23 protein-coding genes and 1 tRNA gene are annotated in these 22,119 nt (G+C 42.5%); 14 read left to right on the forward strand and 10 right to left on the reverse strand.

Annotation, left to right across the window (positions count from 1 at the left end):
* Nucleotides 1–4 precede the first annotated feature (4 nt).
* From AN213_RS04230 to alr, 3 genes are all read left to right on the forward strand, one after another.
* A complete protein-coding gene (locus AN213_RS04230; protein WP_054563397.1) occupies nucleotides 5–946 on the forward strand; it encodes a DUF4097 family beta strand repeat-containing protein in 942 nt (313 codons plus the stop codon).
* A 292-nt stretch (nucleotides 947–1,238) separates the two neighbouring features.
* Nucleotides 1,239–2,618, forward strand: a complete 1,380-nt coding sequence (gene dnaB / locus AN213_RS04235) for a replicative DNA helicase (protein WP_054563398.1) — start codon at nucleotides 1,239–1,241, stop codon at nucleotides 2,616–2,618.
* Entirely contained in the window at nucleotides 2,618–3,697 is a 1,080-nt protein-coding gene (alr, locus tag AN213_RS04240) for an alanine racemase (RefSeq protein WP_055197620.1), read from the forward strand. Before dnaB ends, alr begins: the two co-directional genes overlap by 1 nt.
* 5 nt (nucleotides 3,698–3,702) lie before the next feature.
* Here alr and AN213_RS04245 read toward each other — a convergent pair whose 3' ends face one another.
* Nucleotides 3,703–3,942, reverse strand: a complete 240-nt coding sequence (locus tag AN213_RS04245) for a DUF2960 domain-containing protein (protein WP_054554201.1) — start codon at nucleotides 3,940–3,942, stop codon at nucleotides 3,703–3,705.
* 115 nt (nucleotides 3,943–4,057) lie between these two features.
* On the opposite strand from AN213_RS04245, the gene AN213_RS04250 reads away from it, so the two are divergent.
* From AN213_RS04250 to AN213_RS04260, 3 genes are read left to right on the forward strand one after another with little or no spacing between them, the layout of a single operon-like run.
* Nucleotides 4,058–4,315 (forward strand): YkoF family thiamine/hydroxymethylpyrimidine-binding protein, encoded by a 258-nt coding sequence (locus AN213_RS04250; protein ID WP_054563401.1) that lies wholly within the window; start codon nucleotides 4,058–4,060, stop codon nucleotides 4,313–4,315.
* Between the two features lie 20 nt (nucleotides 4,316–4,335).
* The gene (gene pnuC / locus AN213_RS04255) at nucleotides 4,336–4,959 is read left to right on the forward strand and encodes a nicotinamide riboside transporter PnuC (RefSeq protein ID WP_054563402.1); all 624 of its coding nucleotides are present in this window, start codon (nucleotides 4,336–4,338) and stop codon (nucleotides 4,957–4,959) included.
* The gene (locus AN213_RS04260; RefSeq protein WP_055021897.1) at nucleotides 4,960–5,766 is read left to right on the forward strand and encodes a phosphotransferase family protein; all 807 of its coding nucleotides are present in this window, start codon (nucleotides 4,960–4,962) and stop codon (nucleotides 5,764–5,766) included.
* Here the strand turns inward: AN213_RS04260 and AN213_RS04265 are convergent.
* On the reverse strand, nucleotides 5,763–5,945 hold the full coding sequence (locus AN213_RS04265; RefSeq protein WP_054563404.1) for a helix-turn-helix domain-containing protein: 183 nt from the start codon (nucleotides 5,943–5,945) through the stop codon (nucleotides 5,763–5,765). The genes AN213_RS04260 and AN213_RS04265 overlap by 4 nt on opposite strands.
* 219 nt (nucleotides 5,946–6,164) lie before the next feature.
* Here AN213_RS04265 and AN213_RS04270 point away from each other — a divergent pair.
* Nucleotides 6,165–6,239, forward strand: a tRNA-Arg gene (locus AN213_RS04270).
* Nucleotides 6,240–6,301: 62 nt separating this feature from the next.
* Entirely contained in the window at nucleotides 6,302–6,523 is a 222-nt protein-coding gene (locus tag AN213_RS04275; protein WP_054563405.1) for a Rho-binding antiterminator, read from the forward strand.
* Here AN213_RS04275 and zntB read toward each other — a convergent pair.
* Nucleotides 6,518–7,489: a zinc transporter ZntB gene (gene zntB / locus AN213_RS04280; RefSeq protein ID WP_054563406.1), complete on the reverse strand. Its 972-nt coding sequence runs from the start codon at nucleotides 7,487–7,489 to the stop codon at nucleotides 6,518–6,520. The two genes, AN213_RS04275 and zntB, sit on opposite strands and share 6 nt — an antisense overlap.
* A 160-nt stretch (nucleotides 7,490–7,649) precedes the next feature.
* On the opposite strand from zntB, the gene AN213_RS04285 reads away from it, so the two are divergent.
* Genes AN213_RS04285 through AN213_RS04295 form a run of 3 tightly spaced genes read left to right on the forward strand, consistent with a single transcriptional unit; the run spans nucleotide 7,650 to nucleotide 10,142 of the window.
* Nucleotides 7,650–8,072 carry an ATP-dependent zinc protease gene (locus AN213_RS04285; protein ID WP_054554208.1) on the forward strand — a complete coding sequence of 141 codons (423 nt, stop codon included), beginning with the start codon at nucleotides 7,650–7,652 and terminating at the stop codon, nucleotides 8,070–8,072.
* 59 nt (nucleotides 8,073–8,131) lie between these two features.
* Nucleotides 8,132–9,037, forward strand: coding sequence for a 30S ribosomal protein S6--L-glutamate ligase (gene rimK / locus AN213_RS04290; protein ID WP_054563407.1), 906 nt, complete (start codon nucleotides 8,132–8,134; stop codon nucleotides 9,035–9,037).
* A gap of 46 nt (nucleotides 9,038–9,083) precedes the next feature.
* Entirely contained in the window at nucleotides 9,084–10,142 is a 1,059-nt protein-coding gene (locus tag AN213_RS04295) for a succinylglutamate desuccinylase/aspartoacylase family protein (RefSeq protein WP_054563408.1), read from the forward strand.
* Nucleotides 10,143–10,484: 342 nt separating this feature from the next.
* Here AN213_RS04295 and AN213_RS04300 read toward each other — a convergent pair whose 3' ends face one another.
* The 4 genes from AN213_RS04300 to recQ all read right to left on the reverse strand — a co-directional run bounded on the left by AN213_RS04300 (nucleotide 10,485) and on the right by recQ (nucleotide 15,020).
* Nucleotides 10,485–11,045: a mechanosensitive ion channel domain-containing protein gene (locus AN213_RS04300; RefSeq protein WP_095209703.1), complete on the reverse strand. Its 561-nt coding sequence runs from the start codon at nucleotides 11,043–11,045 to the stop codon at nucleotides 10,485–10,487.
* Nucleotides 11,046–11,109: 64 nt separating this feature from the next.
* A complete protein-coding gene (locus AN213_RS04305) occupies nucleotides 11,110–12,825 on the reverse strand; it encodes a BamA/TamA family outer membrane protein (protein WP_095209704.1) in 1,716 nt (571 codons plus the stop codon).
* A gap of 67 nt (nucleotides 12,826–12,892) precedes the next feature.
* Entirely contained in the window at nucleotides 12,893–13,189 is a 297-nt protein-coding gene (locus AN213_RS04310; RefSeq protein WP_054563410.1) for a DUF3630 family protein, read from the reverse strand.
* A 7-nt stretch (nucleotides 13,190–13,196) separates the two neighbouring features.
* Nucleotides 13,197–15,020: a DNA helicase RecQ gene (gene recQ / locus AN213_RS04315; protein WP_054563411.1), complete on the reverse strand. Its 1,824-nt coding sequence runs from the start codon at nucleotides 15,018–15,020 to the stop codon at nucleotides 13,197–13,199.
* Nucleotides 15,021–15,230: 210 nt separating this feature from the next.
* Between recQ and rarD the strand changes: the two genes are divergently transcribed.
* Nucleotides 15,231–16,154: an EamA family transporter RarD gene (rarD, locus tag AN213_RS04320; protein ID WP_055197623.1), complete on the forward strand. Its 924-nt coding sequence runs from the start codon at nucleotides 15,231–15,233 to the stop codon at nucleotides 16,152–16,154.
* A 2-nt stretch (nucleotides 16,155–16,156) separates the two neighbouring features.
* On the opposite strand, the gene AN213_RS04325 is transcribed toward rarD, so the two are convergent.
* On the reverse strand, nucleotides 16,157–17,392 hold the full coding sequence (locus AN213_RS04325; protein ID WP_055197625.1) for a diguanylate cyclase: 1,236 nt from the start codon (nucleotides 17,390–17,392) through the stop codon (nucleotides 16,157–16,159).
* A 78-nt stretch (nucleotides 17,393–17,470) separates the two neighbouring features.
* A complete protein-coding gene (locus tag AN213_RS04330; protein ID WP_054563414.1) occupies nucleotides 17,471–17,845 on the reverse strand; it encodes a DUF413 domain-containing protein in 375 nt (124 codons plus the stop codon).
* Nucleotides 17,846–17,935: 90 nt separating this feature from the next.
* Between AN213_RS04330 and AN213_RS04335 the strand changes: the two genes are divergently transcribed.
* On the forward strand, nucleotides 17,936–18,790 hold the full coding sequence (locus AN213_RS04335) for a LysR family transcriptional regulator (RefSeq protein WP_054563415.1): 855 nt from the start codon (nucleotides 17,936–17,938) through the stop codon (nucleotides 18,788–18,790).
* Nucleotides 18,791–18,986: 196 nt separating this feature from the next.
* On the forward strand, nucleotides 18,987–19,919 hold the full coding sequence (locus AN213_RS04340; RefSeq protein WP_054563416.1) for a porin: 933 nt from the start codon (nucleotides 18,987–18,989) through the stop codon (nucleotides 19,917–19,919).
* 95 nt (nucleotides 19,920–20,014) lie between these two features.
* On the opposite strand, the gene recG is transcribed toward AN213_RS04340, so the two are convergent.
* Nucleotides 20,015–22,096, reverse strand: a complete 2,082-nt coding sequence (gene recG, locus AN213_RS04345) for an ATP-dependent DNA helicase RecG (RefSeq protein ID WP_055197628.1) — start codon at nucleotides 22,094–22,096, stop codon at nucleotides 20,015–20,017.
* Nucleotides 22,097–22,119: the final 23 nt, after the last annotated feature.

Here is a 22,119-nt window from a genome sequence, read left to right on the forward strand (position 1 = left end):
AATTATGAAATTACTAGCCTTAACTTTAGGATTACTGCCACTGATGGCAATGGCAGGACAAACCATTAATGAACAAATTGATGTACCTGCCAATAAACGCATTTTTATTGAAAACCAACGTGGTGATGTACGCATTGAAGGGTGGGATAAACCACAACTTAAAATCGAAGGTGAGCTTGACGATAAAGCACAAGGTTATCGTTTAGAGGTTGAAGGCAGCCGTGTTGAATTTATCGTAAAAATGCCGCGAAATTTAGGTGGCTGGAATAGTGGTGACGGCTCTCGATTAACCATTTACATGCCAAAAAGCAGTGAGCTTGAATTTGCTGGGGTGAATGTCACAGTTAGTGCTAAAGAGCTTGAAGCAGGCGCAGAGATTGATACCGTCAATGGTGATATCACAGTGCAAGATATTCGCGGCAACATGAGCTTTGAAACGGTTAATGGTGATGTGAATGCTCATGATTTAAACGGTGATATTCGCTTTGAAACCGTTAATGGTGAAATTAACGATAAAAACTCGCAAGGTGCTTTACGCTTTACCGCGGTGAATGGCGATATTAAGTCAAAAACCAAAGCACAAGATGTGCGTCTTGAAAACGTAAACGGTGATATCGACTTTGCATTTGATGCAATTAAAAAGCTGCGCATCAATACCGTAAATGGTGAAGCAGAAGTTCACATCAACAAGTTACTAGCAGATGCCAATATTCGTTTTGAATCAGTCAGTGGTGATGCAGAGTTTTACTTCCCTGCAGATGTATCGGCAAAGTTTGAAATTGAAGCTCACGCTAACGGTAAAATCGTTAATGAGCTTAGTGATGACAGAGCAACGAAGGCGAAATACGGCCCATCTAGCGACTTAGAATTTAGTATTAACGGTGGGGATGCTGATATAGAAATGGATACGATTAGCGGACGTATTGAACTTCGTAAACAGAAATAACGATTAGAGTTCACTCAATTACAATATTTCACTCAATTACAATAAAGCGGGAGGACTTCCCGCTTATACCAATTGTGTTAAGTTGTTGGTCTTAAATAGCGACAGATAAATGAAGTGATAACAAGGCAGAAATTTTGACATGTAGTTACTCTACTTTAGACATTTCTAACGCATTTAGCGCTTTATTTAGCACGCTAGAATGACCAAATATTTAAGTCGATTGGTATTAACTATTTGCACAGCCTTAGCAAGTAGATAGAATAGAGCCATTCAATTTTAGTTTTGTGATGTTATGGCCAAACCAGATAAGCAAGTCGATACGTTAAAAGTCCCTCCCCATTCAATAGAAGCTGAGCAATCTGTTTTAGGTGGTTTAATGCTTGATAATCAAGCGTTTGACCGAGTTGCTGAGTTAGTGGTTGCGCAGGATTTTTATACCCGAACCCATAAGCTGATTTTTGAGGCTATGGTTAGTCTTGCTGAAGGCGGTGATCCAATCGATTTGATCACTATTTCTGAGAGCTTAGAGAAAAACAATCAGTTAAGTAGTGTTGGTGGTTTCGCCTACCTCGCTGAAATTGCTAAGAACACGCCAAGTGCGGCGAACATTGATGCCTACGCGAATATCGTGCGAGAGCGTGCTGTTATTCGTGAAATGATCGGTGTTGCGAACGAAATTGCAGAAGCTGGTTTTAGCCCAGAAGGGCGTACCAGTCATGACCTGCTCGATTTTGCTGAAAGTAAAGTATTCAAAATTGCTGAGCAGCGTAGTAAAAGCACCGAAGGCCCACAAAACTTACACAGTATCTTAGAAAAAACCGTTGATAAGATTGAAGAGCTTTATCAGTCGCCACAAGATGGTGTGACAGGTGTAAGTACCGGCTATGCTGACCTAGATAAAATGACGGCGGGTATGCAGCCTTCTGACCTTATCATTGTGGCGGCACGTCCATCGATGGGTAAAACAACCTTTGCGATGAACTTAGCCGAACACGCAGCCATGACACAAGATAAGCCTGTACTTATTTACTCACTAGAGATGCCTTCAGAGCAAATCATGATGAGGATGCTGGCATCGCTAGGTCGTATTAACCAAACTAAGGTTCGTACCGGTCAGCTAGATGATGACGATTGGGCGCGTCTGTCGTCAACCATGGGCTTGTTGATGGAAAAAGGTAAGATGTATGTTGATGATGCATCGGGCCTAACACCAACAGATGTGCGTTCGCGTGCACGTCGTATTGCCCGTGACCATGGCGGTATTAGTATGATCATGGTCGACTACTTGCAGTTAATGCGTGTGCCAAGCTTGTCGGACAACCGTACCTTAGAGATCGCTGAAATCTCTCGTTCATTAAAAGCACTAGCAAAAGAGCTGCAATGTCCGGTTATTGCACTATCGCAGCTTAACCGTACCCTAGAGCAACGTGCCGATAAACGCCCGATCAACTCCGACTTACGTGAATCAGGCTCAATCGAGCAGGATGCCGACTTAATCATGTTTATTTACCGTGATGAAGTCTATAACGAAGACAGTACCGAAAAAGGCGTGGCCGAAATCATCATAGGTAAACAACGTAACGGCCCAATCGGTAAAGTACGTTTAACCTTCCAAGGTCAATTCTCGCGTTTTGATAACTACGCGGGTCCAGCCATGGACGACGAATACTAATGCGCTTAGCCATTGCCGAAATCAACCTACAAGCACTTGCTCATAATTTAGCGCAAGTGAAGCGCTTTGCGCCTGGTTGCAAAGTAATGGCGGTGCTTAAAGCCAATGCTTATGGCCATGGCTTAGTTAAAATTGCTCAATACTTAAATGATGCGGATGCATTTGCGGTTGCGCGAATAGACGAAGCGTTAGCGCTACGAGCAGGTGGGCTGACAAAACCGATTGTATTACTTGAAGGTTTTTTTCATAAAGATGATTTACCTATCTTGCTTGCCAATAACTTTCAAACCATTATTCACGATGAAAATCAGCTCGCAACGCTTGAAAAAACCAGCCTTGATGCACCAATTGCATGCTGGTTAAAGGTGAATACGGGGATGCATCGACTGGGTATTGCGCCATCGCAATTTGAGTCTTTCTACAGTCGCTTAAAAGCAAGCCCAAATGCCCGTGATGACATTAAGTTAATGACGCATTTCTCGTGCGCCGACGACATCAATGATGAAAAGACTGCTCAGCAAATTGCCTTATTTGACTCACTGGCAGATGGCAAAAGTGAACAGCATTGCCTTGCAAATTCTGCTGGCATTATTGCTTGGCCAAAAGGCCATGGTGAGTGGGTGCGCCCTGGCTTGATGCTTTATGGCGTATCGCCAATGCTCAATGGCGTAGGGCAACAGCACGGACTAGAGCCTGTTATGCGTTTAACAACGCGAGTTATCGCGATACGCGATGTCGATGCCGATCAGTGTGTTGGCTATGGTGGACGCTGGCACAGCGATAAACCGACTAAGCTTGCGGTGGTTGCGATGGGCTATGGGGATGGTTATCCACGCCATGCCGAGCAGGGCACACCTGTGGTTATCAAATCACAACGCTATGGTATTGTTGGCAGTGTAGCGATGGATATGATCACGGTGGATATTGGTGATAACCGCGACAACATCAAAGTTGGTGATGAGGTGATTATGTGGGGGCCTGAGCTACCCGTTGAAGAGATTGCCCAATGCGCAACAACCATTCCTTACGAGTTACTGTGTAATATCACCCCACGTGTAAGCTACGAGTATCAAGAGTAACTTTGTTACTCTTTAATAAAATACACGTCACTGAATCCCATTCGTGCAAACTCTTGGTCACGAAAGTTACGTACTGCTGCAGAGCCTTTTGAAGTCATTTCGACTTGCTGTTCCATTTTTAAATAATTGGTTAAATCAATGCCTTCAGCCGCAGCAATAGCATGATACATATCGCGGTATTTATCTTTTGCAAAATTGATTTCGCGAGGCTGGTTTTTAAATTTGTAAGTGATGCGGCGTGCCATAATGAATCCTCAATGTTTATCGGGGCTGATTTTACACTAAAAAATAACCATAGCCATGACTTGTTAGTATAAGCGGGTTACAATGCAATACTTTTCAAAGACTCGGTAAATCATAATGAAACTTTCAGTAGAGATCAGTAAGTACCCACTACATCAAGACTACATTCCGTTTATCAAAGGTTTTATTGACCGTGTAAACAGTTATGAAGGGCTTAAAGTGATCACCAACACCTTATCTACTCAGATTTTTGGTGACTATGATTTAGTGATGTCTGTACTTAATACTGAAATCAAACGTTCTTATGAAGAGTTTGGTAAAGCTATTTTCGTCTGTAAATTCTTACATGGTGACTTGTCGCCTAGCGAAGACTAAACCCTAAAGTAGCGCGTGTTATGGAATTTTTGAGCGAAACCTTCTCAGGCTTTACTGCCATGTCGCATTGGGAATATATTGCCGTTGCCTTATCGATGGCGTATTTACTGTTAGCGATCAAAGAAAGCTTATGGTGTTGGCCAGCCGCGTTTGTGAGCACCTTTATTTATACCGTAATGTACTGGAATGGCGCACTGTTGATGGAGTCGCTACTTAATTTTTACTACATGTATATGGCGGTATATGGTTGGGTGGTTTGGCGCAGGGGCGTGAATAATAAAGATCATCTGCCCATTATTTCATGGTCGTTAAAGCGTCATGCGGTGATTTTGCTTGCCACCTCACTGGCTTCAGTTGCCATTGGTTTTGTGATGACCAATTACACGCACGCTGATTTTGCTTATTTAGACAGCTTTACCACCTGTTTTGCAGTGGTGACAACCTACCTTGTTGCCAAGAAGGTACTGGAAAACTGGTTGTATTGGATTGTGATTGATGCGGCATCTATGTACCTATACTTTGAAAAAGGGTATTACCCAACCTTAGTACTTTTCGTGTTTTACACCATTATGGCAGCGTGGGGCTTTAAAACCTGGTATGAAGAATACGAGCAGCATCAGGCTAAGCCGCTTGCACAGCTATAGATGAAAACTGAGCAACAAATACACGCGCTTTTTACGCGCTTCAACTCACGTTTAGTTATCACCTCAATCAGCCCGCTGGTTGAGGGGCTAAGCAATGATAACTACCTAGTTAAAACAGCAAGCAAAGATTTTTTGGTTAAGCACTATCGCGACCACTGGCCGGCGATTGGCCTTGCGGCGCAAGCGCATTTTGCAAAGCAAAGCTGCTGTCCATCCCCACTTTGGTTAGAACAAGCAACCGATACGGCTATTTTCGAATACGTGGCAGGCAGCATTGCCAGCGGTGAGTTTTGTAGTAGCTTATTGCCCGACTTAGTTAATTTACATCGTTACCCTGTGCTAACCGAGCCGATGGATATTGCCTACGAAATTAACTACTACCAGCAAACAGCGCGTTATCAGCAACATGCTGAGCTAATTAAACAGTCACTGGCTTATATTGCTACAGCACCTAAAGATATGGGCTTTTGTCATAATGATTTAGTGAAAGAAAATATCATTGTGAATGAGACTGGTATGTTTTTAATCGACTTTGAATATGCCAAAAGCAACGATGTTTACTTTGACTTAGCTGCGCTGGTGGTGAGCTTTGCGTTAAATGATGAGCAGCAACTGGCGTTACTTAAAGGATATCAAGCGTTAGTGTGCGAACATCATGAGTTTTACTTATCAGTTGAAAAGCTCGCGGCATTTCATGCGCTTTTTTTGCTTTTATGTATTTGTTGGTACGAACAACGTGGTGCGATGGATAAAGTGGCGCCACTGCTAACACAGCTTAACCACTTCATAGAAAAAGCTAAAAATTAAAGACCGCCAATTCGCTCGGCAAGTTCTTTATATTTTTTTACGTCTTCTGGATCAAACAAAGGTTCACCTTTGTCATCTTGTGATTTCGAGATCAGTAAATGCTCGCGAGCAAGACGTTTTACGCGTTCGACTTTTACACCTAAAAACTCCGCGACTTGCTCTGTAGACATTAAACTCATGATCAAATTCCCCTTACATGGCAATACTGCCACCTTGTTATTAATTTTATTAAGTATACGTTAATACCTTGGTTCTGCACGAAAGTGAAGTGTTTTAATGCAAATTGCTGAATTTATGCGCATATAAAGGCCTCGATGCTAGCATTTAGCACAAGATGCCATTATCATTGCCGGGTTGTCATGCTGATATCGCGAGTCAGTATTGACGACGACAAATGTGCTCTCGTGGTGAAATGGATATCACGTGGCCCTCCGGAGGCTAAGTTGCAGGTTCGATCCCTGCCGAGAGCGCCATTTGCTCTTCACTTTAATATCTTCTAAGCTCGATTTATTCCTTCAGCAATCTCAAAAAGCTAATGACTTATCAACCTATCGCATGTGGCGACTACGATAAATATGAATTATGGTGCATGCATAAATCCTTATTACGCATTACCTTAGTATCTGGTGAGCAGTTAGAAGGAAAAGCAGAGACCCTTAAAATACTCAACTCCGATGGTGAGCACCTGATTTTGGCAACAAAAAAAGGCGAACATGCCGCCCGCCTTGATTTAATTAAAAAGGTTGTTGCGTTATAACCACTTCTTATTTTTAAAGTAAATACCAATCCCAACGGTTAGCACCACTAAGAAAATAATAAATAAGCTAAATGCGTAAGGGCTTTCAGTGCCCGGAATACCGCCTACGTTTACACCTAGTAAGCCAGTTAAAAAGCCAAGTGGTAAAAACAGTGCTGCAACTACCGACATCACATACATGCGTTGGTTTAGTTGCTCAGACACTTGGCTAGTAATCGCTTGTTGAATAATTTGCGCGCGTTCAATTGAGCTATCTAGCTCTTCTAAGTAACGGATCAACATATTGGTTGTTTCGTTTAAGCGCGCCTTATCGTCTTCATCTAACCACTTATATTTGTTGTTTAACAAAGTAATAAGCGCTTCTTTTTGTGGCCTTAAATAACGTTTTAACGCGATTGTTTGGCGGCGAATTTGTGCTAATGATTGATGATCAAAGCCCTTGTTTGGTTCATCAATTTCATCTTCAAAGCCATCGAGTGTGTCATCTAAACTGTCGATAACAGCTTGCATACGCGATGTTAAGTTTTGCGCCAATTGGCAAACTAACTCAGAGATTGAGCAAGGACCATTGCTGCCATCGAACGATTCAACAACATCTTGCACCGATAATAAACGGCGCTTACGGGTTGTGATCACAATATTTTCGTTAATAAATAAGCGTAACGAGACCATGTCTTCTGGGCTTTGCGCAGGGTTTAGATTAACGCCACGCAAAAACAGCATATTACCATTAGTGACTTTGCTTAAACGCGGACGTGTTTCATCGGCAATAAGGGACTCAAGCTCGTAATCAGTTAATAAATTACTTTGCTCAAGCCAGTCAACGGCTTCAGCTTGGCTGTAGTCCATGTGCACCCAAAGTTTTCCGTGTTCGGGTTGCCAATTTTGCAGCTCAGTACTATTTTCAATAGCACGTGCACCGCCTTGTTCGTCTAAAATTAAGACATGAAGTAACCCATTGATCATATTGAACTCTCGTTTTACAAATAGTGCTATATGGTTGAGTAAATACATTAATATAGTCAAGACTACATTAATGAAATCGACTTATCGAGTGGATAAATATATTTCGTTGGTGTTTCTAGCTCTGTAGCGTATAAGACACTTTTTTATAGAGGGCACATTAATGAGCGCAAAAATTATTGTTGGCTGGCGAGAATGGCTTGGCCTGCCTGAACTGGGAATAGAAAAAATCAAAGCAAAAGTTGATACCGGAGCGAGAACTTCATGTATTCATGCTTTTGACATTGAGGAATTTTCAGAAAATGGCGAAGCATGGGTGAAATTTACTACCCATCCTCTACAAGACGATGTAGAAACAACGGTAGAGTGTCGCGCCAAAGTAGTTGAGCGTAAGTATGTGACCAGTTCAAGCGGTCAGCGTGAGCTACGCTACTTTATTGAAACAAAATTAGTCGCAGGAACCCAAAGCTGGCCTGTAAGGGTGACTTTAAGTAACCGTTCAACAATGAAGTTTAGAATGTTGTTAGGGCGTACAGCAATGGAAAATCGCATAGTCGTTGATCCGGCTTTATCTCATTTATTATAGGAAAAGGACTTATCACACGTTGCTACGTGTATGAGTTTATCAGTTAAGGTTTTTAACTTATGAAACTTGGTATTTTATCTCGCAACCAAAATTTGTATTCAACACGTCGCTTAATTGAAGCCGCAGAGCAGCGTGGCCACGAAGTGAAAGTGATTGATGCACTTCGTTGTTATATGAACATCAATTCAGAGCAGCCAGAAATCCATTACCGTGGTGAAAATTTAAAGGATTTTGACGCTATCGTGCCGCGTATTGGTTCGTCAGTAACTTTCTATGGCTGTGCGGTATTGCGTCAGTTTGAAATGATGGGTGTATACCCTGTCAATGAATCTGTGGCGATCACTCGCTCGCGCGACAAGTTACGTTCACTACAGCTACTTTCGCGTAAAGGTGTAGGTATGCCAGTGACAGGCTTTGCAAGTAAACCAGATGATGTAAAAGACTTATTAAGCATGGTGGGTGGCACGCCAGTCGTTATTAAGCTACTTGAAGGTACCCAAGGTATCGGTGTGGTATTAGCGGAAACACGCAAAGCCGCAGAAAGTGTAATCGAAGCGTTTATGGGCTTAAAAGCCAACATCATGGTGCAAGAGTATATCAAAGAAGCGGGCGGTGCTGATATTCGCTGCTTTGTATTAGGCGATAAAGTAATTGCCGCGATGAAGCGTCAAGCGCAAGAAGGTGAATTCCGTTCTAACTTACACCGTGGTGGTAGTGCGACTTTGGTTCGTATTACTCCAGAAGAAAGAAAAACAGCTGTTGCTGCAGCTAAAGCGATGGGCTTAAACGTTGCGGGTGTTGATTTACTTCGCTCTGCACGTGGTCCATTGGTGATGGAGGTTAACTCATCACCTGGTCTTGAAGGTATTGAAGTTGCAACCGGTAAAGACATTGCAGGCATGATTGTCGAGTTTATTGAAAAAACAGCGGCATCAAAGAAAACTGCAACTCGTGGTAAAGGTTAAACCTTTACCCATAGGAAAATAAGCGCTCTATTAAAAGGAAAAGTGCGTGGCTAAGGTTAAGAAAAATACACCGTTTTCAATTTTAGGCGATACGGTGGGTGTTGGCGAACGTAAAACATTTGCAATTGAAGCTGCCAAGCTTTACACCCACTCGCCGTTAAATATTCCAATTGAAGTTGTCAATGGTGTGCAGCAAGGACCTGTATTAATGGTGTGTGCTGCAATTCACGGTGATGAGCTCAATGGTGTTGAGGTTGTTAGGCAGTTGCTTGCTAAAATCGATCCTGAGCAATTGCGCGGTACTATTATTGCGGTACCGATTGTGAATGTGTTTGGTTTTATTCATAAGTCACGCTACTTACCAGACCGTCGTGACATGAACCGCAGTTTTCCAGGCTCAACGCGTGGCTCGTTAGCTGGGCGAATGGCGAATGCGTTTTTTACTCAAGTGGCGATGCATTGTACGCATATTATTGATTTACACACAGGGGCAATTCACCGAACTAACTTGCCGCAAATTCGCGCTAATTTGAGCGACCCTGCAACAGCAGCCATGGCAAAAGCGTTTGGTACTCCTGCGGTGATTGATGCGTCACTTCGCAATGGCTCATTACGCAGTGAAGCGGCCAATTTAGGAATACCCGTTATTACCTACGAAGCCGGCGAAGCGCTGCGCTTTGACCCAATTGCCATTGCAGCAGGTGTGCAAGGTGTTGACTATGTGATGCGCCATTTAAAAATGGTGCGCGGCAAACGTGCTAAAAAGCTACCAGAGCCGATTATTGCAAGCTCGACGAGTTGGATACGTGCTGAAGTTGACGGTATTGTTCGTGCACAAGTATCACTGGGTGAGCGAGTAATGAAAGGGCAGGTCCTCGCTTATATAAGTAGCCCTCTTGGTGATGCTGAACTTGAACTACTCGCGCCGCGAAGTGGTATTGTCATTGGTCAGCAGACTATGCCGCTGGTAAACGAGGGGGATGCCGTATTTCATCTTGCTTACTTTGCTCATGCAAACAGCCTAGTTGAACAACAGCTCGAAAACTTTATTGATGAAATAAGTGATATTGAAGACGAGTTAAAAACCGCAGATTTAAATAACTAATACCCTATTCTGTAATTCAAAAAGCCAAACTATATGTTTGGCTTTTTTGTATCTGCCTGTCCCCATCTATTACTTGACCTTAGAGCCAGTGCAAGGTTTATAGTTTTTTTACTTACTTAATTGTCGTAAGAATGACTAAAGGATCAAAGATGAAAATATTGCTATTTTATACAGGCTTATTCACGCTTGCTATTTCACTTACGCACGGCTTTTTTACAGAGCTAAGTGTTGCTCATATCGTGTTATTTCACCCTTTAGTCATTTTATTTAGTTTTATATTAATCGCCTATGGAAGCAGAAAAAGAACACCTTTTTAGCAAGCATCTCGTTAACTTTAAGCCGTTACTTTTTTGGGCCTAAAATACGTTTTATGGTTGGCGCTTTAGTCGCTGTTGGCGGGTTCTTTAACACCATTACAGGGCGGGTGACAAAGATGTTGTTTGGGTAAATCACTTTGTGACCATCAACATGCTCGAGTACAACATTCATTAAGCCCATTTCGATAATGCGGCCTTCTAAGAAGTTTGCACCGTCAATTACTCTTACCCAAAAGCCAACACGGCAGTCGTTTTGAATAAACATCAACAAGAAAGCTGTTAGGTTACTTAGTAAAGACCAGGCGGCAAAAAGCGCGACACCTAGCATGGCAAAAATTGATGAGCCAAGTACTAATAAGCCCCGTAGCTCTATACCCCAAAAAACTAACACTAAGCACAGCATAACAATGGCAAGAATGATATTGAGCAACAGCTCAGCACGGTATTCGCGATGCGGATCAGCCTTGCCTTTAATTGCTTTTAACAGCAGCTTTTTGGTGGTTTTACGCAGTAGCGGATAGAGCAAAACCGCGATAACAGTCACGATTAAATGATATTGCTCGTTAAAGAATTCGACGAAGTCCAAAAGGGTTCCTAAGTTAATATTTTACGTTTTGATTTTAGCTTTTTAGCTTAACAATACCACTACTTTAAAAGGTATTTTTAACCGTTACTAGCCATTGCACTGAGTCAATATCGTCATCTTGTTTGTTAATGGGGGCGGCAATATCTAGGTGGATAACCGTACCTGCATTGGCACGGCTTGGCGCTAAACGCAGGCCCACACCCACATTTTGTAGCACGTTACCATTGGCACCATTATCTTTGTCGTTATACCAGGCTCTACCAATATCATAAAATGCGGCACCACCGACTTTAAACAATTGCAGTAAGTCATATTCCCAGTAGTAGCGTTTTTCTAGAGTCACTAAAAAGCTGCGGTCGCCTACTTGGTAGTCAAGCGGGTAACCACGTAGGCCATTTTCACCACCAATAGTAAGTTGTTTATCAGCAGTGAGGTTTTCAGCATATTGTAAGCGTACTTTGGCGTACCAGCTTTGTCTTAGTGTGGTATTGAGATAATACTGTAGCTGCGTGCTGGCAAACAGGTTTTCAACGTCATCGGTTTCTTCATTCCAGTAGCCATCAAGGTCTGCTTTAAAGCGCCATAACTGGTTGTCCCCAGAGTAATGTGCTTTTGATAAAGATAACGAATAAATAGTACGGCTGGCATCGTCGCTAAAATCATCACTCGAATAACCGAGTAAGGCGTGGATATTCCAACCGAGGTTTAAATCTTCAGTACGATAGATGCTATCGAAGTTTCTAACCTTAACGTAGTGATCTTCAAACCATTGGCCACTAACGTAAGGGTAACTCAGCGTTCTATCTTCAGCGATAGGAAAGCGCGTAAATGGCGTTTCTTTAAAGGTTTCTTCTCGGTTTTCGATGCCAAGCTTAATACGCTGGGTCCAACTGTTACCAAGTTGTGATGAATGACCAAAGTAAGCGCGGTTTAATAAGGTTTTTTGCTCAAATTCGCTAACTATATCGCCGCGGTAATAAAGTGATTCTCGGCGCTGATCTGAGTAACTTGTAACACCGTAGCTGTAGGGCGTATCAATCGAGAAAAAAGGATAGCTTACATCGAGGTAATGACGTTTACCGTCATCGTTATCTGAATATTCTAAGCGGCCTTGATAACGGCTAGAGAATATATGCGGATCATCATACACAAACAGGTAACCAGTACGGTCAGCATCACGGGTGCGACTAAATGACACTCGCTTACCCCAGCCTAAAAAGTTAGATTCGCGAAAGCCAATGCTCGACTCATTCTTACCACCACTGCGGCTAAAGCTTATTTCAGGTAATAAGGTCCACAGATCGCGCGTAATTACTTTTACATGTACGTTGCCATCACAATCGAGCTTTGCGTTGATACGCGCATCGTATAAGTAGCCTTGTTTACGCAGTAATCGCTCTGACTCTAGCAGTTTACGTGGATTGTAAACATCACCTTCTTGAAACAATAAAACGCTGTGTATTACCTCTGGCTCTGTAGTCATGTGAGCGCGATTGGCAAAGCGAAATAAAAAGTTATTTTCTTCTTCAAGCTCAGTGTTAAATACGTTCAGCTGTTCAAGTTCAATAGAGACTATTTTACGGTTATTAGCGGCATCGGGTAGTGGATTATCGGCATCGAGCTGGCGGCGTAAGTTATTATCTTGTGATTTAAGCGTACGTTGGTTTTGACAATAATTATTATCGTCAGTAAATAACTGCTCTGCATGAACATTGGCTGCTATGCAGATTGGTAATAGTGTTATTAACCTAGCAACAAAGTGCGACTGCTTAAATCCCATTTACACCCTTAGTTGAGTATCTCCTGTGCAACTACTACATACTAAGCGTGGGAAAATGTCTAGCTTATTATTGTAATTGCGCTACTAAATACTGATGAAGTTGTGGTAATGCAGCACTGGCTTCTATGCCCTCAGCATTGATCCAAATACTTTCACTGTAATGTTCAAAGTTTAGATTAAAACTATGATCTGTAAAGTGAAAGCGTAATTGGTGACGATCAGCACCGGCATCAAAGTCGGCAGTTGTTATAGCTGGCGCGTGTAAGAAAAGGGTTGCCCAAAGCTCAAAGTCTTCATCGTTTGGAAGCTCACTCGACGTTACAAGAATAATCTCATGCTCGGCATCATAGGTTAGTTCAGTCATAGCAGTCCTAATTGGTGGCAAGATAGTCGCGAATAGTATTTAAAAACGGTGCGCCGTACTTGTTGAGTTTAGTGAAACCAACACCTGACACCTTCAAAAACTCACTGTCGTTGGTTGGCATTAACTGCGCCATTTCAGCGAGGGTTTTATCATTGAATACCACATAAGGTGGAACATCATCGGCATCTGCCAACTCTTTACGTAAAGCGCGTAATTTCGCAAATAGCTTTTTATCGTAATTAAACTGAGCGAGTTTATCTTGGTAAACGTGCTTAGCTTGTAAGCGAGGTTCAGCAAGTTGCAGTGCATATTCACTTTTAAGAACTGCACGGGCGGCTTCGGTTAAGCGTAATGACGAACCTTGGGTAATATCTTGGCTTAATAACCCTTGATGGATAAGCTGCCTTAAAATACTTAGCCAAAACTCCACACTGTGCTCTTTACCGATGCCATAGGTGCTTAATTGGTGGTGATTGTTATCTCGAATGCGGCTAGTGTTTGCACCGCGAAGTAACTCAACGATATAGCCAATACCAAAACGTTGCTCAGCACGATACACACACGATAAGGCTTGTTGCGCGACAAGGGTGCCATCAAAGCTAGTAGGTGGGTTTAAGCAAATATCACAGTTACCACAGGTTTCGCGTTTATATTCACTAAAATAATTGAGCAAGATTTGTCTGCGGCATGTTTGTGCTTCGGCGAAGCTTGCCATGGCATTAAAGCGCTGCTCTTCAACACGACGACGTTGCTCGTCTTCAATATCTTCAAAAAAGCGGCGTACGCGGCCTATGTCTGCCGGATCAAAATACATAATCGCTTCTGCAGCCAGGCCATCACGACCTGCACGACCGGTTTCTTGGTAGTAAGCCTCGATGCTTTTTGGAATATCGTAATGCACCACAAAACGTACGTTTGGTTTATTTATCCCCATGCCAAAGGCAACAGTCGCAACCACAATTTGAATATCGTCACGGGCAAAGCCAGATTGCACAAATTGGCGTTGCTCGTTACTCATTCCTGCATGGTAGGCCGCGGCATTAAATCCTGCGTCAGCAAGTTTTTCGGCTACATCATCAACCCGTTTGCGGCTGGTGCAGTAAATAATGCCACTCTGGTTTTGCTGCTCTTTTAAATATCGAAGCAGCTGTACCATAGGTTTAAATTTTTCTTCTATGGTGTAACGAATGTTAGGTCTATCGAAGCTACCAGTGTGCACGTAAGGGTGGTTAAGCTGAAGCTGTTCAATAATATCGTAACGAGTTGCTTTATCTGCCGTTGCTGTAAGCGCCATCATGGGCACATGCATAAAGCGTTGCTTTAACTCGTTGAGCCGACAGTAATGCGGCCTAAAGTCATGACCCCAATGCGACACACAGTGAGCTTCATCAATTGCAAAAAGTGCGAGTTTTAGATGACTCAAGCGCTCTAAAAATTCGTGTTGCAGTACTTTTTCTGGTGCAACATATAACAGCTTAATTTGCCCATAGTGCAATTGCTGATAGACAGCTTGTTGCTCTTCAAAAGGCAGGCTGTTATTGATGTAGGCCGCTTGCACGCCGAGTGCTCTTAGTTGGGCAACTTGGTCTTGCATCAAGGAAATAAGCGGCGAGATAACCACAGTCACACCATCAAGGATTAAAGCGGGTACTTGATAGCATAATGATTTGCCTCCACCCGTTGGTAGGAGTACAAGCGAGTCTTGTCCGTCTAGCGCTGCGGCTATAATCGCTTCTTGGCCATCACGAAAGTCCTTGTAACCAAACACTTGTTTGAGTACGGCTTGTGGTGATCGAACGGGTGTGTTGGACGTTGCGGTATTGGTATTCATCGCCGAGCATTTTAGTGGTTTTTTATGGCGATGTCTGTAGAAATATACCCAAACGACCTCAAGATGCAGAATTCAGCGTTTCACAGGTGCTTAATATCAAGGCTGGCAGTCACTTTTAAGAAGTAAATACATGGCTTTATTTAGCGCGTTTTGGTTGCGTCACTGCAGAGGGGGCGTAAAATAGCGTTTTTAAACTATAAAGCCAAACTTATGCCTACCAACATTGAGCAGCGAAAAGGCGTTATTTTCGCTTGTTTAGCCTTTTTTATGTGGGGTCTTGCGCCCATTTACTTTAAGTTTTTACAGCAAATTTCTGCGTTTGAAATCTTAATGCACCGTGTTATTTGGTCGGTGTTATTTTTACTTCTTATTATTGCAGCTCGTCATCAATGGCAGCGTATTCGTGTGGTGCTTGGACAACCTAAATTACTTTTGATGTTGGTAATAACAGCAAGTTTACTTGGCTTTAACTGGGGGTTATTTATTTGGGCAGTGAACAATAATCACATGCTCGATGCCAGTTTAGGTTATTACATCAACCCACTACTAAACGTGTTGCTTGGTATGTTGTTTTTAGGTGAGCGATTACGCAAGTGGCAAGGCGTTGCGGTAGGTCTAGCGCTTTGTGGTGTGTTGCTACAGCTTGTAAGTTTTGGTTCATTCCCTGTGGTTGCTTTCTCATTAGCAGGATCGTTTGCTATTTATGGTCTATTACGTAAAAAGTTACCAATCGAATCATTGCCAGGGTTATTGCTCGAAGCACTTATATTATTGCCACTTGCACTTATTTACTGGTGGTTGATGGCGCCATCAGCAAGCTCTGATTTAACTGCGAATGATTGGCACATTAACGTGTTACTCATTAGTGCTGGTGTGGTGACAACCTTACCGCTGTTATGTTTTACTGGTGCAGCAAAGCGTCTGCAATACAGTACACTTGGCTTTTTTCAGTACATTGGCCCAAGCTTAATGTTTATGCTTGCCGTGGCATTTTACGGTGAGGTATTTGATGCTGAGCGTGTGGTGACATTTGCATGTATTTGGAGCGCTTTGGCATTATTTAGCTGGGATTCGTATCGTCAGAGCCGTAAGCAACGCAAAGCGCAATTAGAGGCTGTGACTAAGCCTGTGTAGGCTTAGCTTACTAGCTTGTTGCGGCCAGTGTCTTTAGCTTGATAAAGCTTTAAATCGGCCTGTTTTATTAGTTCATCCAAACTATAAACAGGCCCATTATGAAAACCAATCGACAGCGTAAACTTGATTCGGTCTTTACTGAACTCAGGGCTGTGCTTTTCAACAAACAAGCGGAATTTCTCTAAACGTTGCAACGATTCTTGTGGGTCTTGATCAGCAAAATAGACTGCAAACTCTTCACCACCAAAGCGGCCTACTAAGTTATCTTCAAAATACTTTGCCATACATTGCGATAGGCCCTTTAATACGTCATCGCCGGCATCATGACCGTAGTTATCGTTAATTGACTTAAAGTGGTCAATATCAATCATGGCTAAAGAGACTGAGGTATCTGACACTTTTGCAGCTTTCAGATGGCTGTTTGCTTCACCAAAGAAATAGCGGCGATTAGGGAGTTTTGTGAGGTAATCAGTGTTTGCTTGTAAACGAATCGTTTTAATGTTTTCAAGCATGTCGACGTTTTGGCTAAGTCGACAATAAAACTCTTCATTGTTAAATGGCTTGCGAAGGTAATCGTCTGCGCCAGATTTCAAAAAGCGCGTCGAAAGGTGCAGAGTATCGAGTGCAGAAATGCCGATTATGGCCTTTTCATCGTTGGAGTATAAACGGCGAATTTCAACACAGAGCTCATCCCCATTCATATTCGGCATTTCGTTATCGGTAATGATCACCGATATTTTTGGGTTTTCAGCCAGTACTTTTAAAGCATCAACACCATCAACAGCTTCGAGTGTTTGGTATTTATGACGGGTTAATAAGTTGCAAATATGGTGGCGCGTTGCTGCTGAATCATCGACTACTAGTACTAATATTTGCTCATTACGAGGCAAGCGAGCCAGTTGTTTTTCTAGATATTGATAGGCTTGTTTATTTTCTTTGGTGATGTAATCAATGATGGGGTGTTTTTCAACGATATTACGTGTTGTTTCGTCAAGATTACCTGTCATTACAATGGTAGGAATGTCGGCTTCGATGGTGCAAGGAACTGCTTCACCGGTTGGCGCATCAGGCAGAATAAAATCTACTACGGCACAAAAGTAATTGTGCTTGCTAATAAGCTCTTTTGCCTCAGCTAAGCTACCGGCTATGTCCGCTTCATAGCCAACTTTTTGCGCGATGTGCTTTTGCACCCGCGCAATGGTTGGCGTATCTTCAATTATTAATATTCTTCGAGTCACAGCTTGCCTTGTAATAACTTATTGGCGAAACAAAAGTTATTACAAGTTTTAACCCTAAAAGGGTAAAAAAGCAAATTGTTATAGGCTGTCTGACTCAGAATAATATTCAACACTTTGTGGTGTTGAGGTCGCAATGCGAGAGCGCCCAAATAATGTGTGAAACTTGGTTTTACAGGTTGTTTGCTTAAGGTATTTGATCCAAGCGCGCTCAATCGGATTAGTCGCTTCAAGGTTACCGGTAACAACTTGTACAAATTGAGTTTGAAATTCATTTTGTGGTTCTAGGGTTTTGTTGTATAAACCCTTTAGAACAACACCATGCTGCTCGAGAATGTCGGCTTCTAGCAAAGTGAAGTGACCACTACGACCAAAACCGCGTGGGAAATTTTGATCATCATAGAATTGACGTTGGCTTGCAAATGCCTGACGAAGTGATGAAATGTCATTGCTCATGGCTTTATCCTCATGCCCTAATTTCTTGCTGGAGTATGGATCAAGTTGTCGATTTTATTAAACAAATTATTTTTATCGTAAGGGTAAAAAATGGATATCGATTTATTGAAGACTTTTGTTGAAGTGGTTCGTACGCGCCATTTCGGTAAAGCAGCTGAAAATTTATATATTACACAGTCTGCAGTGAGTTTTCGGATCCGACAATTAGAGCAAGGTTTAGGTGTTAACTTATTTATTCGTCAACGAAACAACATACAGTTAACGGCGCCAGGTGAGCGACTACTGCCACACGCACAAATGATCATTACAGGTATGCAGCGCGCAAAAGTTGATGTGGCACTTGCAGATAATATGCACAAGCAAATTAGCTTAGCGGGAACACCTAATATTTGGGATGCATTTTTACAGTTTGGTATTACTAATATTGTTTCTGCTATGCCGGGTGTGTCGTTAGTTGCTGAAGTTAAAGCACAACAAGAGAGTACTCGCTTATTATTGGAACGTACTCTAGATTTAGCTGTGTTGTTCGATCCCCCTAAAGTAGATGAACTGGTTGTACAGCGAATTTGTGAGCTACCCATTATTCCAGTGAGCGCCTTTGAAACTGCAAATAGTGAAAACTTTTTCGATAACCAATATGTTTATGTCGACTGGGGTACCACCTTTTCTTTATGGCATGCTCGTGAGTTTAACGGTCACGCTCCTCCTTATTTCAGAACCAGTACAGGTCGTATTGCGCTTGATTTAATTTTGAAATGCGGCGGTAGCGCGTTTATTCCTCAGTTATTAGTTGAAGAGCAGCTTGAATCTGGTGAGCTTTATCATGTTGAAGATGTTGCGCATACTTCGCGTGATGTGTTTGTTGCTTATCACAGAGATAATGAGCAAACCCCTTTATTAGAGAAGTTAGTGACCTTATTAACTGAACTACAAATAAAAGCTTAAAATTAATTTAATTTAGCTTTCATAAAAAATTAATGCTGTAACAACAGGTTACGTTTTTATTTCAAAAATAATTACATTTTATGAAGCTAAATTGACGCTTTTGTTTCAATTGTCATCTTTCTGTCATTTTTCGCTGTCACACTGCGCGCATTGAAACACAACATGTGTTTTTTGTTGCGATTATTGAGGAAACGACATGAAATTTGCAAAGTCTAGCTTATTCCTAGCTTTATTTGGTGGTTTATCTTTTTCTGCATTAGCTGATGTAGATGTATATGGTAAAGCAAACGTGACTGTTCAATCATCAGATGATGGCGAAGGGTCTTTCACTGAAATTAAAAGCAATAACTCACGTTTTGGCTTAAAAGGTTCAGAAAAAATTTCTGAAGGCTTAGAAGCGGTTTATAAATTTGAGTTTGGTGTAGACGTATCAGACGCTGATTCAAAAGGCGACAATGACGATAACATCACTGCACGTAACCAATACGTAGGTGTTAAAGGTAGCTTTGGTCAAGTTGTTATCGGTCGTAACGATACAGCAATGAAGCAGTCTCAAGGTAAAGTTGATTTATTCAATGACCTTGAAGGTGATATCAAGAACGCATTTAAAGGTGAAAACCGTTTAGGCGACACAATTTCTTATGCTTCTAAAGACTTCAGTGGCTTCAAAGTATTAGCAACTTATGTAGCTGAAGATGATGTAGACGCTGATAACGGTTACTCAGTAGCGTTAACTTACGGCGATGCTAAACTTAAAGAAAGCAAACTTTATGCATCAGTTGCAGCTGATAGCGAAGTAAAAGGTTACGACATTGTTCGTGCAACAGTTCAAGGTAAACTAGGCGACTTCAAACTAGGTGCTATGTACCAAACACAAGAAAAAGTGGATGGTAGTGCAGAAGCTGATGGTTACTTAGTAAATGCTGCTTACCAAATGAATAGCAACACTTTCAAAGTACAGTACCAAGTAATTGACTTTGACGAAGGCGACAAGAAAACAGCTATTTCTGCAGGTGTTGATCACAAGCTTAGCAAAAACACCAAAGTATTTGGTTTCTACTCAACGTTTGATACAGACAATCAAGTTGACCAAGACTACCTAGGTGTTGGTATTGAATACAAGTTCTAATCCAACCTTTGGATAACTCCCTAACTTGTCAGCCCAGCTAATTAGCTGGGCTTTTTTGTTCTAGCCGAGAATTTGTAGCCTAGTTAGACTTGCGATTAAGCTTGTGCGTAGTTTGATTTGCCAGCAAGCCAACGTTGAATCAATTTATCGGTAAGCTCTGGATAGTCGTTCAAAATTTTGAAGGCAATGGGTCTTACATGGTCGAGTGTTTGTTTATCGCGGTTTAAGTCGGCGATTTTAAATTCGGCTAGGCCTGTTTGTTTGGTACCAAGTACTTCACCAGGGCCACGGATTTCGAGATCTCGCTCAGCAATAACAAAGCCATCATTACTTTCACGCAGCACACCTAAGCGTTTTTGCGCTGTAGCTGATAATGGCGCGTGATAGAGTAAAACACAGTGTGATGCCGTAGCCCCACGACCAACACGGCCGCGCAGCTGGTGGAGTTGTGCAAGCCCTAACCGCTCAGGGTTTTCAATAATGATAAGGCTGGCATTTGGCACATCAACACCTACTTCAATCACCGTTGTGGCAACAAGTACATGAATATTGCCCGCTTTAAACTCACTCATAATAGCTTGTTTTTCGGCGGCTTTCATCCGGCCATGCACTAAGCCAACGTTTAATTCTGGCAATGCTGCTTTCAATTGCTCAGCGCTATCTTCGGCGGCTTGGCATTGCAGTACTTCAGATTCATCAATCAGAGTGCAAACCCAATACACTTGACGACCTTGCTCTGTGCACGCTGTTCTCACACGTTGAATGATTTCGTCTCGGCGTGCATCTGGAATCGCCACCGTTGTGATAGGCGTTCTACCGGGTGGTAACTCATCAATCACTGAGGTTTCTAAGTCAGCGTAGGCTGTCATTGCTAGCGTTCGCGGGATAGGTGTTGCTGTCATCACTAATTGATGCGGGTAACAGTCACCAAAGCGGCCTTTTTCACGCAGTGATAAGCGCTGATGAACACCAAAGCGGTGTTGCTCATCAATAATAATTAAAACGAGATTGTTAAACTCAACCTGTTCTTGAAATAACGCATGGGTGCCAACAATCATTTGCGCTTCCCCAGAGGCTATTTTTTCGAGAGTAACAGCGCGCTCTTTACCTTTACTTTTGCCACCTAACCAAGCGACTTCAACACCGAGTTGATTAAACCATTGGCTAAAGTTGATGCCATGTTGCTCTGATAAAATCTCTGTTGGTGCCATTAAAGCGACTTGGTAGCCTTCGCTGATAGCGGTGAGCGCACTGAGTGCTGCGACGAGTGTTTTACCTGAGCCAACATCGCCTTGTACTAGGCGCATCATCGGAAACGGGTGTTGTAAGTCACCTTTGATTTCTGCCACCACACGACTTTGCGCGTTAGTTGGGCTAAAGGCTAAATTAGCTAAAAACTGTTGCTCAAGTTGGTTATGAGGCTTTAAAGCAACCGCTTTTACCGTTTGCCCTTTTTGGCGCAGCTTTAAAAGGCTTAAGTTTTGCGCAAGCAACTCTTCAAAAACTAGCCGTTGCTGGGCAGGGTGCATACCTTGTTCAAGGGCAGTTAAATCAACATCGTTTTGTGGGCGATGTAAGGTCATAAGTGCATCGGCTAAACGCATTCCGGTTGGCTGAAACTGTTCTGGCAGTAACTCTTCGACAGGGTATTTAGTTAGTAGTGCAAGTGCTTGATCGCTTAGTGCACGAATAGATAACTGTTTTAGCCCTTCGGTAACAGGATAAACCGGCGTAAGCGTGGTATTAGTTGGTTGCTCAGAAGGGGTATCCGATAAGCTGTATTCCGGATGTGTTATTTCAAAGCCAACTCTGCCACGGCGGATCTCACCAAAGCAACGAATGATTTTACCTGTACTTAAGGCATTTTTTTGAGCCGCGCTAAAGTTAAAAAACCTCAGCGTCAATCGGCCCGTTCCATCATTTACTTGGCAAACCAGCATGCGTCTTTTTCCAAAGGTAATTTGGCTGGTTTCAATGGTGGCTTCAACACTAACATGGCTATGCGGTTGGAGTTCGCAAATTGGGTGAATGCGGGTACGGTCTTCATAGCGGTGAGGCAAATGAAACAGCATGTCTTGCACCGTATGAATATTTAGCTTAGCAAGACGCTCGGCCATTTTCGGGCCGACGCCTTTTAATTCTGTAATTGGGTATAACGCTAAGCTAGGATGACTCAAAGGTGACTCAAATTATTAATTAG

Source organism: Pseudoalteromonas sp. P1-8 (assembly GCF_001399985.1).
In the GTDB taxonomy this organism is placed as follows: Bacteria; Pseudomonadota; Gammaproteobacteria; order Enterobacterales; family Alteromonadaceae; genus Pseudoalteromonas.